We start from the raw sequence: 16,688 nt of genomic DNA, 5'->3' as shown, positions 1-16,688 counted from the left end.
GGAGTTTGCACCGTCAACCAAATCGGCCTACCAGAAACAAGATGACTGCTCTATCAAAACACGCTGCAACTGCAAATCTGCTCATCCTTATTTTTCTCGCCTGCGGCTTCGCATCGGCTCAGGAATCGCAAGTCTCGGTATTGATGCTTGGCGACAGAGGATTCCATAGGCCATCCGAATTCTATCGGCATTTGGCTGGGCCGCTCCGAGAGCAAGGGATCGAATTTACTTACACGGAGAAACTGAGCGACCTCAACGAAGATCATCTCGCCAATTATGAAGGGCTGATGGTCTTCGCAAACATTGAGCAAATCACACCGGACGCCGAGTCGGCTCTGCTGAACTATGTTCACAATGGTGGAGGCCTGATTCCTGTTCACTGCGCGTCGTTCTGTTTTCTCAATTCCGATAAGTACATCGAATTGGTTGGCGGTCAGTTTCGAAGTCACGGGTTCACTCGCTTTGAAACCAAGATCGTGGCTTCTGACCATGAGATCATGCGGGGGCTGAAACCGGTTCGGTCGATGGACGAAAGCTACCGCCACAGCAAGCTCAACCCGGACATGACCGTTCTTGAGACACGGAGCGACGAATCCGGCCCCGTGAGCGATCCCGATGGTGAACCCTACACATGGATTCGGACGAGCGGACAAGGACGCGTTTTCTATACCGCGTGGGGTCACGATCATCGGACGTGGTCCAACGATGACTTTCAAAAGTTGCTCGCACGCGGTGTTCTGTGGGCCTGTGGTCAGACGCTCACCGCAGCTTCGGCCGACAGTGTTGAACCTACAGATCCCAAAGCGAGTGCGGTCGTCGCTGCGAATCGTCCCTTTTCCGCGCCGGCGATGAATCCGCCTTCGGTCGACGATGAACAATTTGCAACGACAGACGTGGGGGCGAAGATCCCCAACTACACGCCGGGTGCCCAGTGGGGAACGCAGGCCGAACCGTTCTCGAAGATGCAAGATCCTCTACCAGCAGAAGAATCCATCAAAGCATTCGCGACTCCGGAAGGCATGCATCTTGCAATCTGGGCCAAGGAGTCGACCGACAAGTGGCCCAGCGATCGCCAACAAAAGGACAAGACCGCGGGGCTAAAGGGCAAGCCGATCGCAATGACCTGGGACGAGGACGGGCGTCTGTGGATTTGCGAAACGGTGGACTATCCCAATGAACTGAAAGAAAAATCAGCTGTCGGCCGCGACCGCATCAAGATTTGCGAAGATACCGACAACGATGGCCAGGCCGATAAGTTCACCGTCTTTGCGGAAAACCTTAGCATACCGTCGACATTGGTTTGCTACCGGGGTGGTGCGATCGTCCAGGACGGCGAAGAGACGATTTATTTGAAGGACATCGATGGCGACAACAAAGCTGATTTTCGACAGTCGCTGATTACCGGCTGGGCGCTGGGGGACACCCACGGCGGCGTTAGCAATTTTCAGTATGGCCCCGACAATTGGATCTGGGGCATGCAGGGCTACAACAATTCCCAGCCCGTCATCAACGGCGAACCGCAAATGCGTTTCCGCCAAGGGTTTTGGCGATTCAAGGTCAAGGCGGGTGCCTCGGATGAGACAGCGCCAGCCTATGCGATCGACGCAGAAACGGGCAAAGTCGCAGACAACCAATCAAGCGACTTCGATCAGCACACAATCCGTGTCGATACATTGGAGTTCATGCGAGGCACGAACAACAACACCTGGGGGCTAGGTTTCAGCGAGGAAGGCTATGTCTTTGGTTCAACGGCCAACGGTTGCCCGAGCGTTCACATGCCGATCCCCAACCGGTACTACGATCAAGTCGCCGGCTGGTCGCCCGAGACTCTTCAGAATATTGCCCAGTCACATCGATTCGACCCGATCGATGATCGCATCCGTCAGGTCGACTGGCACGGCGGATTCACGGCCGGATGCGGCTCAGCAATCTACACCGCACGCAACTATCCACCGACTTGGTGGAACCGCATTCAAATGGTCTGCGGTCCGACGGGGCATCTCGTCGGTTCGTTCGTGCTGGAGAAGGACGGTGCAAGCTATCGCAGTCGGAACATGTTCAACACGGTTGCCAGCATCGATGACTGGTCGGCGCCGATCATGTCGGAGGTCGGTCCCGATGGCAACGTTTGGGTCTTGGACTGGTACAACTACATTGTTCAGCACAACCCAACGCCCAACGGTTTCCAAACCGGTAAAGGGGCTGCGTATGAAAGTGACCTGCGCGACAAACGTTTTGCCCGAGTCTATCGACTGGTGACCGACGAGGCCGGCAGCGGCTCTGCGACGCGAACGTTACAACTCGCTGATGCAGAGAACGCGAAGTTGGTTGCGGCACTCAGTAACGACAATTTCTTTTGGCGTCGAACGGCACAGCGTCTTTTGGTCGAACGTGCGGCGACTGACGATGCGACGCTCAATGCTCTCGTTTCATTGGTCGACAACAATCAAGTCGACGAGATCGGATTGAACCCAGCCGCGATGCATGCGATTTGGACGCTCGCAGGCTTGTCGGAACCGGGTAACGAGTCAGCAGTCGCTGCACTGGCAAAGGCGTGTGCCGCCGGTTTCGATCATGTATCCAGCCCCGTGCGCAACGCGGCAATCGCGAGTTGCGGTAGCGGTCAAGTCGCCAAGGCGATTGAAGCGGGTCTGCAAAACGACGTCGACCCCAAAGTGCGATTGACCTTGTTGCTGCGCGTTGCCGAAGGAAAAGCGAACGCTGCGATCAACGGTGACGAGCTTGCTGGCTTGGTATCTTCGATCGAAGACGATAGCGTTTTATTGGACGCATGGACTGCCGCTGCTTCGACCGATCCTGCTGCGGCGATCGTGGCGCTCGGCAAGATGAGTCCGTCCGCCGCGAATTCGCTGGGTCAACGGATTTCCGTTCTGGCGGAGCACCTCGCGAGGAGCAATCCCGCGGCTGAGCAAATCAGCGAGCTGCTTGAAATCTCGCCCGATTCACCAGTCGCCGTCACGGTCTGGGAAGGCTTGGCAAAGGGTTGGCCGCGAGATCTGGTTCTTAATCTTCCCGAGTCATCGCAGAAAATTGTTCGTGACCGGTTCTTAGCCAACGACACTTCGGTCGAAAGCAAAGCCGCGATCCTGGCGGTAGCCGACAAGTGGTCGATCACGAACCTAAACGAGATCGTCAGTGAAATACAGGACGATCTGCTGACAACCGCTTTGGACGCGGATGCCGATTCAGCGAAGCGTCTGAGTGCTTGGGATCAAGCGATTCGCCTTGCACCAATGAGTCCAAAGATTCTCGACGCGGTTGAGGCATTCTTTACACCTCAACTGGCTCCAGAAACTGGGATCGCGGCACTGAACTCACTGCAGGCCGCCCGCGTGAATGGTCTTTCCGAAACGTTGTTGGACATGAAATCCTCGCTGGGTCCAAAACTCGGTAGCCAAGTTCTGACGTTGCTTTTATCCCGAGCCGACAGCACTGAAGATTTGCTGGACGCCATTGCCGATGGACAAGTGCAATTCAATGATCTTCAGCTCGATCAACGCCAAGCCTTACTGAACCACCCCACCTCATCGATAGCATCGCGAGCGAAGGATTTGATGGAAACGCGAGGTGCGATGGTAACATCTAATCGCCAAGCATTGGTCGATCAATGGTTACCGGTCGCTGCCGTGGAAGGCGATGTGACGAACGGCCTGGCGATGTTCAAGAAGCATTGTTCGGCTTGTCACATTCATGGCGAAATCGGGCAAGAAATCGGTCCTAACTTGACCGGCATGGCGGTTCATCCCAAAGAAGAAATCTTGATGAACGTCCTCGATCCATCGCGAAGCGTCGAAAGCAACTTCCGCACGTACCAGATTTTGACCGTCGACGGAAATGTGCTCTCCGGAATGCTAGCCGGCGAGTCGGCAAACTCGCTACGCATCATCGACACGCAAGGCAAAGAAAAGCTGGTCCTTCGCGAAGACATCGAGCAATTGACTTCGTCGCACAAGTCATTGATGCCAGAGGGTTTTGAAAGCTCGATCAGTAAAACTGAAATGGCGGATCTGCTTTCGTTTCTTGCCAAACGTGGCAAGTACGCGCCGCTGAACATCTCTAACTCTGCGACCATCAACAGCAAAAAAGGCCTCCCCGGATTCCGCGGACGACCTGGAGACGAGTTTGTACTCGATTCCTATGGGCGTGTAGAGGTCGAGGGCGTTCCGTTCGAATTGGTCGATCCCCAGGGAGATCGGATCGCCAATATCATCGGTTTGCAACGTCAATCATCGCGATTCCCAAGCACGTTGCCAGAATCGGCTAGCCTCGACTGCGCTGGAAACGTGAAAACGATTCACATATTGGGGGGCGTCGCCTGGGCTGCCTACCCACGTTTCAAGGATGAAACGACCAGCATGATCGTCCGTCGTCATTACGCTGACGGAAGCACAAGTGACTTTGAATTGGTCAACGGCAAGCACATCGTGACTTACCAAGCGGGCGAGGATGTGCCGGAATCGAAGAAGGCGATTGAAGCTGGCGGCAAGCAAATTCGCTACTTGAAGATTCCCGCCGAAGCTGACAAAGCACTTACGAAAATCGAATTCTTGAAAGGCGGTGACTTTTCGCTTCCGCTCGTGTTTGCGGTGACCGTCGAGTTTGCAGGTGAAGCTCACTAGACCTGACGGTGATTCGTTGACGTTCCTTCTCCTCTTCTTCTATATCGAGACCCTCTCATGAGAAAATTTGTTGCTCTAGCCCTACTCGGCATGCTACAGCTTGCCTGTGCCGTTGCCCAAGCACAGGAGCAAAACCCGGAACGTCCTCGCCAAGGTCGTCGCGGAGGCGGATTCGGCGGCCCGATCGAACTTGGTCCCGAAGACAAGCAAACTTATCCCGATCCTGCAGATAGCATCGTTGCAAAGCGAGAAGACATTCCGCACGGCAAGTTGGAGATGATCGACTATGAGTCGAAGACGGTCGGCACGACTCGCAAGATGAACGTCTACACGCCCCCGGGGTACTCGAGCGAGAAGAAGTTCCCTGTCTTGTATTTGTTGCACGGCATTGGTGGCGACGAGACCGAGTGGCAGCGTTTTGCGACACCTGATGTGTTGTTTGACAACCTGATCGCGGATGGCAAAGCGGTTCCAATGATTGTGGTGATGCCGAACGGCCGCGCGCAGAAGAATGATCGCGCCGAAGGCAATGTGATGGCGAGTGCTCCAGCATTTGCCGTTTTTGAGAAAGACTTGCTCGATGACGTCATTCCCACCATCGAGTCGCGTTATTCCGTTCAGGCCGATCGAGAACACCGAGCCCTGGCCGGCTTGTCGATGGGCGGTGGGCAGTCGCTGAACTTCGGACTGACCAACCTGGACACGTTTGCCTGGGTCGGCGGATTCTCGTCGGCGCCCAATACCAAGGCCCCAGAGGAATTGGTCCCCGATCCAGAAAAGACGAAGGAACAACTCGAGCTACTCTATCTGTCATGTGGAAGCAAAGACGGATTGATCCGAATCAGTCAACGTCTGCAGCGTTATTTGAATGAGAACGACATTCCACACATCTGGAACGTCGACTCGCACGGACACGATCCGACCCACTGGCGGAACAATCTGTATTATTTTGCTCAATTGGTATTTCAGGAGACATCCAAGGCCTCAGGGCTGCAGGAAGACAATACCAACAATTCGAATAAACAGCCTTCTGCGGACAAAGATCAGAACGCGGCTGCTGGAAGTAATCTTCCAGAAGGCATCAAAGACGATTTCCAGCCGGCGCCCACCAACCAAGCTGGAAGAGACTACCCACAAGTCAATTCCCAAGGCCGAATCAAGTTTCGAGTCGTCGCGCCGGAAGCGAAGAGCGTGGCAACGACATTTCGCGACAGCACGGAGTTCGTCAAAGGCGACGATGGCGCTTGGACCGGATACTCACGACCACTTGATGAAGGCTTCCACTACTATGAGCTGATTATCGACGGTGCTCACGTACCTGATCCCAACAGCAAATACTATTTCGGAGCAATGCGTTGGGGGAGTGGAATTGAAATTCCTGCCCACGATCGCGAATTCTATGCACTGAAAAATGTCTCTCACGGCCAAGTTCGCGAGATCTACTTCCATTCAGAGAGCACGGATTCCGAGCGGCGAGCTTTCGTTTACACACCTCCGGGATACGACAGCAATCAAAACGAACGCTACCCAGTGCTGTACTTGCAGCACGGTTGGGGCGAAAACGAATACGGCTGGAGCGTCCAAGGCCACGCGGGTCTGATCATGGACAATTTGATCGCGGAAGGAAAGACGAAGCCCTTCATCATCGTCATGACCTATGGCATGACCAACGAAGTCCGCATTGGCGGGCTTCAGAACTTTGATATCAAGGATTTTGAAACGGTCCTCGTTGATGAACTCGTCCCACATATCGACCAGAACTTCCGCACTTTGACCGATCAACCAAATCGTGCCATGGCTGGACTGTCGATGGGTAGCATGGAAACGAAGTCAATCACGCTACGCAACCTTGACAAGTTTTCACACATCGGGCTTTTTAGTGGAGCCACGATTGGAAAAGAAGATGTCGAGAACACGGAAGGGTTCAAAGACAAAATCGAACTCGTGTTTGTTAGCTACGGAAGCAAAGAAGTCGACGGCGGTCGAACTCGTCGGGGAGGCAACCCGGCCGGCTCCGTGAAGCAATTAAAAGAGATGGGAATCGATGCCCACTACTACCTGTCTCCCGAAACCGCCCACGAATGGCAGACTTGGCGACGCAGCTTGAAGGAATTCGCCCCTCTGTTGTTTCAGCCTGAAGACAGCCTGTTAGGCAGCTGGAAGGTCGACTTCGACACTCGAATCGGCGTTCAAAGCTACGCAATGACTTTTGGCAAGGAAGGCGGCAAGCTGTCTGCGACAGCGAAAGCGGAAGTCAACGGTCGCTCGCGCGATGTCACCTTTGAGCAGGTCAAACGGACCGGCGATACCATCTCGTTCGTCGAAAACCTGAATTTTGGTGGAAACGAGATTCGCATCGAATACGAGGGGCAGATTGACGGCGACACGATCCTGTTTTCGCGAAAGGTAGGTGACTTCGCAACGGAAAAGGCAACAGCGACAAGGTCTAAGTCCGTTGACGACCTGGTGTCCGAGAACGCGAAGGAAGCAATGCAACGTGGGGCGGATGCTCAGCCACAACAGGCCGTCGTAATGGCCGACTCGGTCGACCCAAACTTCCACATTTATCTCTGCTTCGGCCAATCCAACATGGATAGCGGCGGGCGGATGAATGACGCTGACCGAGACGTACCCGAGCGTCTGCTGGTGATGGCCGACTTTGACAATGAACAAAGGGGCTGGCAGAAAGGAAGCTGGTACCACGCCGTCCCACCGCTGGCTGCTCGCGGACGAGGAATCTGTATGGTCGATTCCTTCGGGAAAGCGATGGTTCATTCGCTTCCAGACGACGTCCGCGTTGGAATCATCAAGGTTTGTGTGCCCGGATGCAAAATCGAACTGTATCAGAAGCAGTCGTTTCAGTCTTATATCGACGGCGAGCGAGATTGGTTGAAAAACATTGTCAAAGCCTACGAGGGAAATCCTTATCAGTACCTTGTCGACATGGCTAGAGAGGCGAAGAAGCACGGCGTCATCAATGGGATTCTTCTCCATCAAGGCGAATCCAATACCGGGGACAAAGAGTGGCCCGAGAAAGTCAAGTCTGTCTATGACGACTTGATGAAGGACCTCGATTTAGATCCAAACGAGGTGCCACTGTTGGCCGGAGAGATGGTGCACGCTGATCAGGGAGGCCGATGTGCAAGTCACAACGCGATCATCGCGACCTTACCGGAAGCAATCTCGGGTGCTCGGGTAATATCGTCAGCAGGTTTGCCGACCGACGACAAACTGCATTTCAACTCGGAAGGGTCTCGCGAGTTTGGTAAGAGATATGCCGCTGCAATGCTTTCATCGTTGGCCTCAGAGGGCGTGGTCGCCGAATAAGCCATTTCGCCAATTGATCACTGCAACTTCCAAAACCACATCGGATATCGCCGTATGTCATTTCAATCGATTGTTGGCTTTTGCTGCATCGCGTTGTCCGCCACGTTCACGCTGGGCCAAGAAAATGCTTTGTCAGAGCAGAATTCCGAAAGTGTGACTGGCACTTGGCATTGCCAATTCGATTCCCCCTTCGGATTGCAGACTTACCGCTTCCATATTGCGATCAATGACGCCGGCGATGCAGCCGCACACGCGGAAGTGGATACTCGCGACGATCAACGCAAAGTCGAGTTCGTCGATGTGAAAGTCAACAACGATTCACTCAGTTTTGCAGAGGTCCGCCAGTTCGGCGACCGAGAGTTTCGTATTGAGTACAGCGGCGAACGCAAAGGAAAGGATCTCGCGATAACAAGGTCATTTGGAGAGCGGGGCGGCCAGGTGTCGCTTGCCACGCGTGAGCTTCCCGAGCCACCACCGAAGGAAGATTTCACACCAGTGGTCGAAGTCAGAATCGATCGCCTTATCAAAGACGCGTTTAAAGATTCATTCTTGGTCGGCATGGCCGGTGACCTTCCTTCGCGTTATTCGGAAGAGGAGTTGAAACTAGCCGCAGAGCATTTTGCCGCGATCACTCCCGAAAACTGCATGAAGCCCGAGCGAGTTCACCCGGCAGAAGATCGTTGGGATTTCCAGCGGACCGATGCTCTCGTGGAATGGGCCGAAAAGAACGACATGACCATTCACGGCCACACGTTGGTTTGGCATGCGCAGACGCCCAATTGGTTCTTCGAGGGGCGCGATCCCGAGACGGTCAAGCAGCGAATGAAACAACATATTGACACGCTTGCGGGACGGTACAAAGGGAAGTTGCAGAGTTGGGATGTGGTCAATGAAGCCATCAACGATGGTGGGAACTCTGAAACCGCGAAGACGGAGAATCTACGCAACTCGAATTGGTTGCAAACGCTCGGCCCCGAGTTTCTCACTTTGGCATTCAAGTTTGCTCGACAGGCAGATCCCGATGCGGTGCTCTACTACAACGACTACAACATCGAATCGGGACCCAAGCATGCAAGTTCGATGGTGCTGCTTGAACGACTGCTTGCCGAGGGTGCTCCCATCGATGCCGTCGGCATCCAAGGGCATTGGCGAAGCGGGCGAGTTCCTTTCGAAGACATCGAAAAGGCGATCACCGACTATGCATCGCTTGGACTGAAGGTCAGCATCACAGAGCTCGACGTCACGATTCGTGGTGATTCCGGCGGTCAATTCGGAAGGCGTCGATTCCGCAGCAACACTCCGCCTTCGCTCGAAGACTTGAACGCACAAGCCGAAGACTACGCCAAACTGTTCGCCATTTTTGGCAAGCACGAAAAGGTCATTGAGCGAGTCACCTTCTGGGGTCTGAACGACCGACGCACGTGGCGCTGGGGACAATATCCGCTACTCTTCGACGGGAACAACAATCCCAAGCCCGCCTATGCCAAAATTATCGAGCTGACCGATGAAACAGAGGCTGACCAAGAAGCAGAATCACCAAAGCAAATTGAGGTGGAAGATGGTGGACAAGGTCCCTATTCGGCGATCGCCACGGAGTCAACAACGCTAGCCGGCATGACGATCTATCGCCCCAAGTATTTGTCTGCTTTTGGGAGAGAACGGAAGCTACCGATACTGTTGTGGTGGAACGGTGCGTGTGCAAACACAACCGATGAACACAAGAATTTTCTGAACGAGATTGCATCGCACGGATACCATGTTCTCGGCATTGGACCACTCGATCAATTGGAGCGACGTGGTGAATCATCTCGTCAGCGGACGAATTCCTCTCACCTGCTTGCTGCCTTGGATTGGATCATCGAACAGGACGCGAGCGTCGACAGCATTTACTCCGGCAAAACCAACACAACAGTGATCTAGAGTAACCGTCGAAAACGAGAAACTCCGCACGTTTCTCGGTGTTTGTTACCTTTCACTTTGAGCCAATGTCACTTTTCATCGGCCAGGATCAAAAAGACATTGGGCCGAGTGGCAGGATCGGCTCGGAGTGGGCTCCGATTGAACATGGCGACGGCAAGGATCACCAGCGTCACGATGGAACGACACGCAAAAAGACGTCAACGACCGAGGACGAATCGGCCGGGTCACGCATAGAAACTGGACCATGATGAATTCCTTTCGTTGACAGAATCGATCCCACGCGCACGCCTGCCCACGCGCCCTGCCGGCGTGGCTCGCCGTCCCCAGCGAGCACCGAGTGTGGTGGTCGGCAAACCGCGGAATCCACCTTCGCCGAGCCGTCCTTCCGGGGACAGTGATTAACGCGGTTTTGACGGGCGAATCTGTTCGCCAACGATCGCTCTGCGATTGCAGCCGGCTATTGCAGGTCGTCCTCGGCCATTTCACTCATGGTTTCCGATTCGATCTGCTTTTCCATTTCCTTGTAGGCGTCGATAGCCGCTTGGTCGGCGTCCTGGGTGACCGAGGTCGGTTTGGATTCCGCGCAGCCGCCGAGCGTCAGAGAAAGTGAGACGGTGGCGGCGACGCACAGCAGGAGAGATCGTGTGTTCATATTAACTCGCTTGAAGAATTCGGTATTTCGGAAAGCCTGTTCGGATCGCTTCCCCATGACGTCGCGGCGCTCGCCAGAGCGTGGGCAATGCCGGGAACCACCTTCTGGCGAAGGTGGCTACGTTTGAATCGCGATTCACTTTGTTTCATCCTCAAAGTGTCGCTGTCCAGCTAGGGGCCATCGACTTGAAGGAAGGCGACACAGGAGTCATGTCGCCTTCCTTTTGATGTCCGAGCTTGGGGACGTTATTGGTTCAACTGTTCTTCGATAGTCTCGCTGGCCGCTCGGGTTCCCAAGGCGCCCCAAAGCCCGTAGGGGCTCTTGTTGCCCGGTGCTCGGGGCCCGGTTCCGTTGATCCAGACGTCACCGTGATTCCGGCTGCCGGCTTCGATCGAATCGGTGATAAAGACGACCGCACCGTCTCCCATCAGGACATGCGCGCCGCCTTGGTGTCGGCTGGACATCGGAGCGGTCCCCGTCAGGTCGTCGCCATTGTGACGCGAACAGTAGATGTCGTTGGGAGGCAGGATGGTGAAGCAACCGGTGAAGATTTGTTTGAAATCTGCCCAGCGGAAACCTCTCGCACGAGTCGCTCGTGAGGCACCGTTAAGCCAAAACCGCGGCCGATCGGGATCGACGAAGTCATCGCAGGCACCCGGATTGTCGCGGATCGCGTTCATCGAACCGTTGTTGTTGCCCAGTGTTCCGCCGTCGCTGGGCAAGACGGTCCGAGCATCGGTGTCGCCCAAGTACGTTGCGATCTCGCCCATGGCGATCGTGTTGGACAGGCCATCGAGAACGTCGCGGAACCGCCCGCTGATATCGCGTGGTTTATAGAAACCGCGGTGCCCTGCCTGGGCACGCTGGAAACGGACCGACGCGACCGGCTCCATCAGGTCGCCGTCCCAAGGACCGACCATGGTTTGCCAAGTGCTGTCGCCCAAACAGGCGGCGTAGTTGGCGCGGCCCAGTGCCGGCAGTCCGACACCGGGGTCGCTCGGGCAACGGTAGGTGGGGATCTCCATCGTCCAAGGTTCATAGTCGATGTTGTCCGGCGTCGGCCCCATCGATTGGAAGTCGATCACGCCGTCACTGTCGATATCCATCGGGTTGCTGATCCGTTCCCAAATCGACTGCTGTTCCATAAACGGCAGAATCCCGACCAGTGTGCTCAAGCGGCGATTGTTTGCCAACGCGTTGGAGGCCCACCAAGCGTTGCCGGCACTGGGATTGGAGGTCGTCCCGACGCCGTGGGCGGGTATCCGTTTGTAGGTGGAATGGTAGTTGTGGATCGCCAGCCCGAGCTGTTTGAAATTGTTGCTGCAACTCATGCGTCGGGCAGCTTCACGCGCCGCTTGAACAGCCGGCAGCAAGAGCCCGACCAGAATGCCGATGATCGCGATCACGACCAGGAGTTCAACGAGTGTGAACCCCGCTTTGGACGTTCGGTTCATACAAATGACCTTAGGAAAAAGAAGAGAATAGTAAGTGGCCGGGCGGAGCCCCCCGATCCGCCGCCACGGTACCATCGTCCAGGCGGGGTGGAAATAATTTATTGCGTCGACCAACAAACGATTTGCGTCGGCGTGTTCATGACGTGTCAGCGGCCTGTTGATTGACAAGCCCGCAGCGCGAGCAAGGGGGAGAGGGCGGATCCGCTCGCTCGCGCTTCGGGCTCGTATCGCTCTGCTCATTCATTAACAACGAGTAAACCAACTGGGCGTGATACATCCCGCTGAAAGCCGATCCGACTAGCGAATCCCCCTGCGCCGCCGATCCACCGAACGCCCGTTCACACACGCAGCGCCTCAGGTGACACATGTGGCCAAGATGAATTGACACGACGCAAGGCGACTGATTTGCGGTCCGCAAGGCTTTCTGGTAGCTTTCGTTGGACGGTCCGTCGTCGCAAGCTCGCGACCGACTGACGAATGATTTGCGACACGCAGACGGCGTTTTGCGACACAGGTGGAGAGCACGTCATAGGCAGGCTGCATTGAATCCAACCAATCGACCCCGGATCGCACTACTTGTCGAAGCCTCGCGCGCTTACGGGCGGGAACTGCTACGCGGCGTTGCGTTGTTCTCACGCACGCGAGTGGAATGGTCGCTGTTGCACCAAGAGATGACGCTGGACTCGGCGATCCCCGATTGGATTTTCAATTCACGCATCGACGGTGTGATCGCCCGCGTGGACTGGCATACGATCGAGCCGCTTCGCCAATTGCGTGTTCCGATCATCGATGTCCGATGCAACCGAAAATTCACCGGTGTGCCGCAGGTGGAAACGGACAACAAACGCGTGGCGGAGATGGCGTTCACGCATTTGTGGGAACGCGGGTTCCGCCGATTCGCATTCTGTGGGTTTCGCTTTGCAACCTATTCCGATGCCCGACTGGCGGCGTTCCAACAACTTGTCGACGCCGCGGACTGTCCCTTCGATGTTTACCAATCACCGGGCGTGCCCGGCACGACGCTGACACAGTTGGAAGAGGCAGGGGTGCTGGAACTGGAGTCCCTGGCGCAATGGTTGTCCGCTCTTGAGCGCCCCACCGGGTTGTTTGTCTGTAACGACATCCGCGGCCAACAGGTCCTCAATGCCTGCCGGTTGGCGAACATCGCGGTCCCGGACGACTTGGGCGTGATCGGCGTGGATGACGATGACGCGATCTGCTTGTTGTGTGATCCGCCGCTGTCGAGCGTCCGCCCCAATGCCGAGCGCGTCGGGTATCGGGCGGCGGAGATCTTGCAACAAATGCTGACCGGCTGGCGTCCGGAAAACGAGATCGAATACGTCGCGCCGGTCACGGTTTCCGAGCGTCTGTCGACCAAGGTGGTCGCGGTCGATGATGTCGAAATCGCACGCGTGTGCCGATTCATCCGCCAGAACGCCTGCCAGGGCATCAACGTCGGCGACGTCGCACAGTTCACTTCACTTTCCCGACGACAATTGGAACGCCGGTTCCGCGAAGCCTTGGGCCGCACGCCGCACCAACAGATCACCCTGACCCAACTCGATCGCGTCAAACAATTGCTGCGGGAGACCGACATGACGTTGGAACAAATCGCATTCAAGACCGGATACAGCCACAAAGAAAGTCTCGGTTCGGTCTTTAAACGCGAACTCGGACAATCCCCGGGCGAGTATCGATCGCAGCATCAGACCGAACGCGACACCCTGGCCACCACAAACGATCCCAACGACCAATAGCGACCAATCAACACCAATGCTTCGAATCTTCTTGCTCCTGATTTGTTTCGGCCTGGGCGTCCCCTGTTCCCAGGCCCTCGAGATCTTCGTCAGCCCGACCGGTGATGACGCGGGAGACGGATCGGCCGCCGCGCCACTGGCTAGTCTCGCCCGCGCTCAGCACTTGGCGCGACGATCGGCCGGCAAGGCCGCCGTGACCGTGTCGGTTGCCGACGGGGTGTATTACCTCAGTGAAACGTTCACGTTCACCGCAGCCGATTCGGGAACGGAACGATGGCCCGTGACCTACCGCGCCGAAAACGAAGGCGGCGCGGTACTCAGCGGCGGAACCAAGCTGGACTTGCAATGGAGGCCTTACCGCGACGGCATCTTCGCGGCCAGCACCAAACCGGGACTGGCGATCGACCAGTTGTTTTTGTCAGGACGCAAGCAACGGATGGCACGCTATCCGAACTTCGACGCCGACAAAAAGACCGAGGCCTACCAGGGATTTGCCGCCGATGCGTTTTCCCGACAGCGGGCCAGCGGTTGGGCGGATCCCACCGATGGCTTCATCCATGCGATGCACCGCTCCCGCTGGGGAGGCTACCACTATCGAATCACCGGCAAGAACGCCGACGGTGACGTGACCTACGAAGGCGGCTGGCAGAACAACCGTCAAATGGGCATGCACAAAGACTATCGGATGGTGGAAAACATTTTCGAAGAACTGGATGCCCCGGGGGAATGGTTTCACGACTCCAAGAGCAACACGCTGTACCTGATGCCTCCGGCAGGCATCGATTTGGACCAGGCCGTTGTCGAAGTCGTGCGGCTGCGACATCTGGTCCAGTTCGACGGGACTGCGGACGATCCCGTGCGATTCGTCACCTTGCAGGGATTCGTGTTCCGGCATGCCGCGCGGACGTTTATGGAAACCAAGGAGCCGCTGTTGCGATCGGATTGGACGATCTATCGGGGAGGCGCGGTCGTGCTGGCGGGGACCGAAGATGTCCGGATCCTGGATGCGGAATTCGACCAGGTCGGCGGCAACGCAATCTTCCTGAGCAATTACAACCGACGCGCGCTGGTCAAAGGTTGTCACATCCACGACACCGGCGCCAGCGGCGTGTGCTTTGTCGGCGATCCCAATGCCGTCCGCGACCCGTTGTTCGAATACCGCCAAAAGAATGATCTGACCAAGGTCGATCGCACACCCGGTCCCAAGACAGACAATTACCCGGCGGATTGCATCGTCGAAGACTGTTTGATTCACGGAATCGGTCGCGTCGAACGCCAACCGGCCGGGGTTCAAATCACCATGGCACAAGGCATCACGGTCCGCGACTGCTCGATCTATGACTGTGCCCGCGCCGGCATCAACATCGGCGACGGCGCGTGGGGCGGTCACTTGATCCAGCGCTGCGACGTGTTCGACACCGTCCAGGAAACGCACGACCACGGTTCATTCAATTCATGGGGGCGCGATCGCTACTGGAGCAGCGACCGCAACGCCAGCCAAGTCGTCATCGACGCCGAACCGCAGTTCCCCTTCCTGGATGCGGTCGAAACGACCGTGATTCGCGACAGCCGATGGCGCTGCGACCATGGCTGGGACATCGATCTGGATGACGGGTCGTCCAACTACGACATCTACAACAACCTGATGCTTTCCGGCGGATTGAAGCTGCGCGAGGGGTTCCGTCGCCGCGCGTGGAACAATATCACCGTCAACAACGGGCTGCATCCGCATGTATGGTACAACCACAGCGGCGATGAAGTCTTTGGCAACATCTTCATGGCCGCGCCACAGGGGGCGCGGATGCCGACCGAAACGGCGAAAGGAAAACGCGTCGACGGCAATCTGTACTACGCACACGTCCCGGCGATCAAGGATCGCTACGCCAGCTTCGGCTGGGATCGCAACTCGATCGTCGCCGATCCCAAGTTCATCGATCCGGCCGCCGGTGATTTTCGCGTGCAATCTGATTCGCCGGCACTGAAGATCGGATTCGAAAACTTTGCCATGGGTCAGTTCGGCGTCAAGAAACCGGCGTTCAAGCGGATCGCGCGCACGCCGGAAATCCCCGCCTTGGAAGTCAAGCAGGAAATGGCAAAACCCCGCTCCGACAGCGGCCGGATCGGAAAACCGACGACGACGTATTGGCTGGGAGCCGCGGTCAGCGATCTGAAAGGCAGCGAGTTCTCCGCCTATGGGGTCTCTCAAGAAGAAGGTGGCGTCGTGGTTTCAAAGGTGACACCGATCAGCGACGCGGCCAAAGCGGGCTTACGCGATGGTGACTTGGTTCAGGGAATCAATGGAACTGCGGTCACTCGCGTCGCTCAGTTGCTGGCGGCGTATCAACAGCTACGCGAGAACGCCTTGGTACTGAAGGTGATTCGAAACCAACAAACGATCTCGCTGTCCGATCCGCACGCCCCAGGAATCCTGTTCGAGTCCGCTCCAAATCCTGACGGTTTCCAGACGGTGATTCTGCAAAGTCCAACGACCGGCAAGGTGGACGCCCAGCCCACCCCACGCAATGAATCGCTCGCGACATTGACCGACGGCAAGATCGAAATGGGATACGGCCCGGTCTTCGCCAATGGCGTCACGGCCGGCGCTTACCGCATGGACCTGGGAGAACTGAAAGACGTTTCGTCGATCACCAGTTGGTCTGCCAATTATGGCGGAGTCCGAGGTGCACAACGATGGACGGTCTATGGAAGCGATTCGCAGTCCGATCCCGGTTGGAATGTCGGGGATCGCTCCAAGTTCACGCCACTGACATCAATCGACACCCGTGCGGCGTCCCACGAGGATTTTAATGCCGTCTCGATTCGTGCCAAACCGGGACGCAACCTGGGGCGATTTCGTTGGATCCTGTGGAGTGTTCGACCGGTCACAGGCCGAGGTGAAAACACGGCGTTTCAAGAGTTGGTGGTGCGGTAGGTACCG

7 protein-coding genes are annotated in these 16,688 nt (G+C 56.4%); 5 read left to right on the top strand and 2 right to left on the bottom strand.

Annotation, left to right across the window (positions count from 1 at the left end; translation table 11 throughout):
- Positions 1–41 precede the first annotated feature (41 nt).
- From Mal15_RS09730 to Mal15_RS09720, 3 genes are all read left to right on the top strand, one after another.
- Positions 42–4,640, top strand: a complete 4,599-nt coding sequence (locus Mal15_RS09730; RefSeq protein WP_233903376.1) for a PVC-type heme-binding CxxCH protein — start codon at positions 42–44, stop codon at positions 4,638–4,640.
- Positions 4,641–4,958: 318 nt separating this feature from the next.
- A complete protein-coding gene (locus tag Mal15_RS09725) occupies positions 4,959–7,967 on the top strand; it encodes an alpha/beta hydrolase-fold protein (protein ID WP_233903375.1) in 3,009 nt (1,002 codons plus the stop codon).
- Between the two features lie 54 nt (positions 7,968–8,021).
- On the top strand, positions 8,022–9,887 hold the full coding sequence (locus Mal15_RS09720; RefSeq protein ID WP_233903374.1) for an endo-1,4-beta-xylanase: 1,866 nt from the start codon (positions 8,022–8,024) through the stop codon (positions 9,885–9,887).
- Between the two features lie 457 nt (positions 9,888–10,344).
- On the opposite strand, the gene Mal15_RS09715 is transcribed toward Mal15_RS09720, so the two are convergent.
- The gene (locus Mal15_RS09715) at positions 10,345–10,539 is read right to left on the bottom strand and encodes a hypothetical protein (RefSeq protein ID WP_147867572.1); all 195 of its coding nucleotides are present in this window, start codon (positions 10,537–10,539) and stop codon (positions 10,345–10,347) included.
- A 245-nt stretch (positions 10,540–10,784) separates the two neighbouring features.
- On the bottom strand, positions 10,785–11,993 hold the full coding sequence (locus Mal15_RS09710; RefSeq protein ID WP_147867571.1) for a DUF1559 domain-containing protein: 1,209 nt from the start codon (positions 11,991–11,993) through the stop codon (positions 10,785–10,787).
- A gap of 542 nt (positions 11,994–12,535) precedes the next feature.
- Here Mal15_RS09710 and Mal15_RS09705 point away from each other — a divergent pair.
- Positions 12,536–13,750, top strand: coding sequence for an AraC family transcriptional regulator (locus tag Mal15_RS09705; RefSeq protein ID WP_167546705.1), 1,215 nt, complete (start codon positions 12,536–12,538; stop codon positions 13,748–13,750).
- A gap of 16 nt (positions 13,751–13,766) precedes the next feature.
- Positions 13,767–16,682: a PDZ domain-containing protein gene (locus Mal15_RS09700; RefSeq protein WP_147867570.1), complete on the top strand. Its 2,916-nt coding sequence runs from the start codon at positions 13,767–13,769 to the stop codon at positions 16,680–16,682.
- Positions 16,683–16,688 lie beyond the last annotated feature (6 nt).

This window comes from Stieleria maiorica (assembly GCF_008035925.1).
GTDB lineage: Bacteria > Planctomycetota > Planctomycetia > Pirellulales > Pirellulaceae > Stieleria > Stieleria maiorica.
Note: the sequence above shows the minus strand (reverse complement) of the source record. Positions and strands in the feature narration are given on the sequence as shown.

What these genes read in the sequence shown, in the direction of transcription:
- Mal15_RS09710 (WP_147867571.1), bottom strand. Translation starts at nt 11,993, where the DNA reads ATGAACCGAACGTCCAAAGCGGGGTTCACACTCGTTGAACTCCTGGTC.
- Mal15_RS09715 (WP_147867572.1), bottom strand. Translation starts at nt 10,539, where the DNA reads ATGAACACACGATCTCTCCTGCTGTGCGTCGCCGCCACCGTCTCACTT.
- Mal15_RS09700 (WP_147867570.1), top strand. Translation starts at nt 13,767, where the DNA reads ATGCTTCGAATCTTCTTGCTCCTGATTTGTTTCGGCCTGGGCGTCCCC.
- Mal15_RS09725 (WP_233903375.1), top strand. Translation starts at nt 4,959, where the DNA reads ATGAACGTCTACACGCCCCCGGGGTACTCGAGCGAGAAGAAGTTCCCT.
- Mal15_RS09720 (WP_233903374.1), top strand. Translation starts at nt 8,022, where the DNA reads ATGTCATTTCAATCGATTGTTGGCTTTTGCTGCATCGCGTTGTCCGCC.
- Mal15_RS09730 (WP_233903376.1), top strand. Translation starts at nt 42, where the DNA reads ATGACTGCTCTATCAAAACACGCTGCAACTGCAAATCTGCTCATCCTT.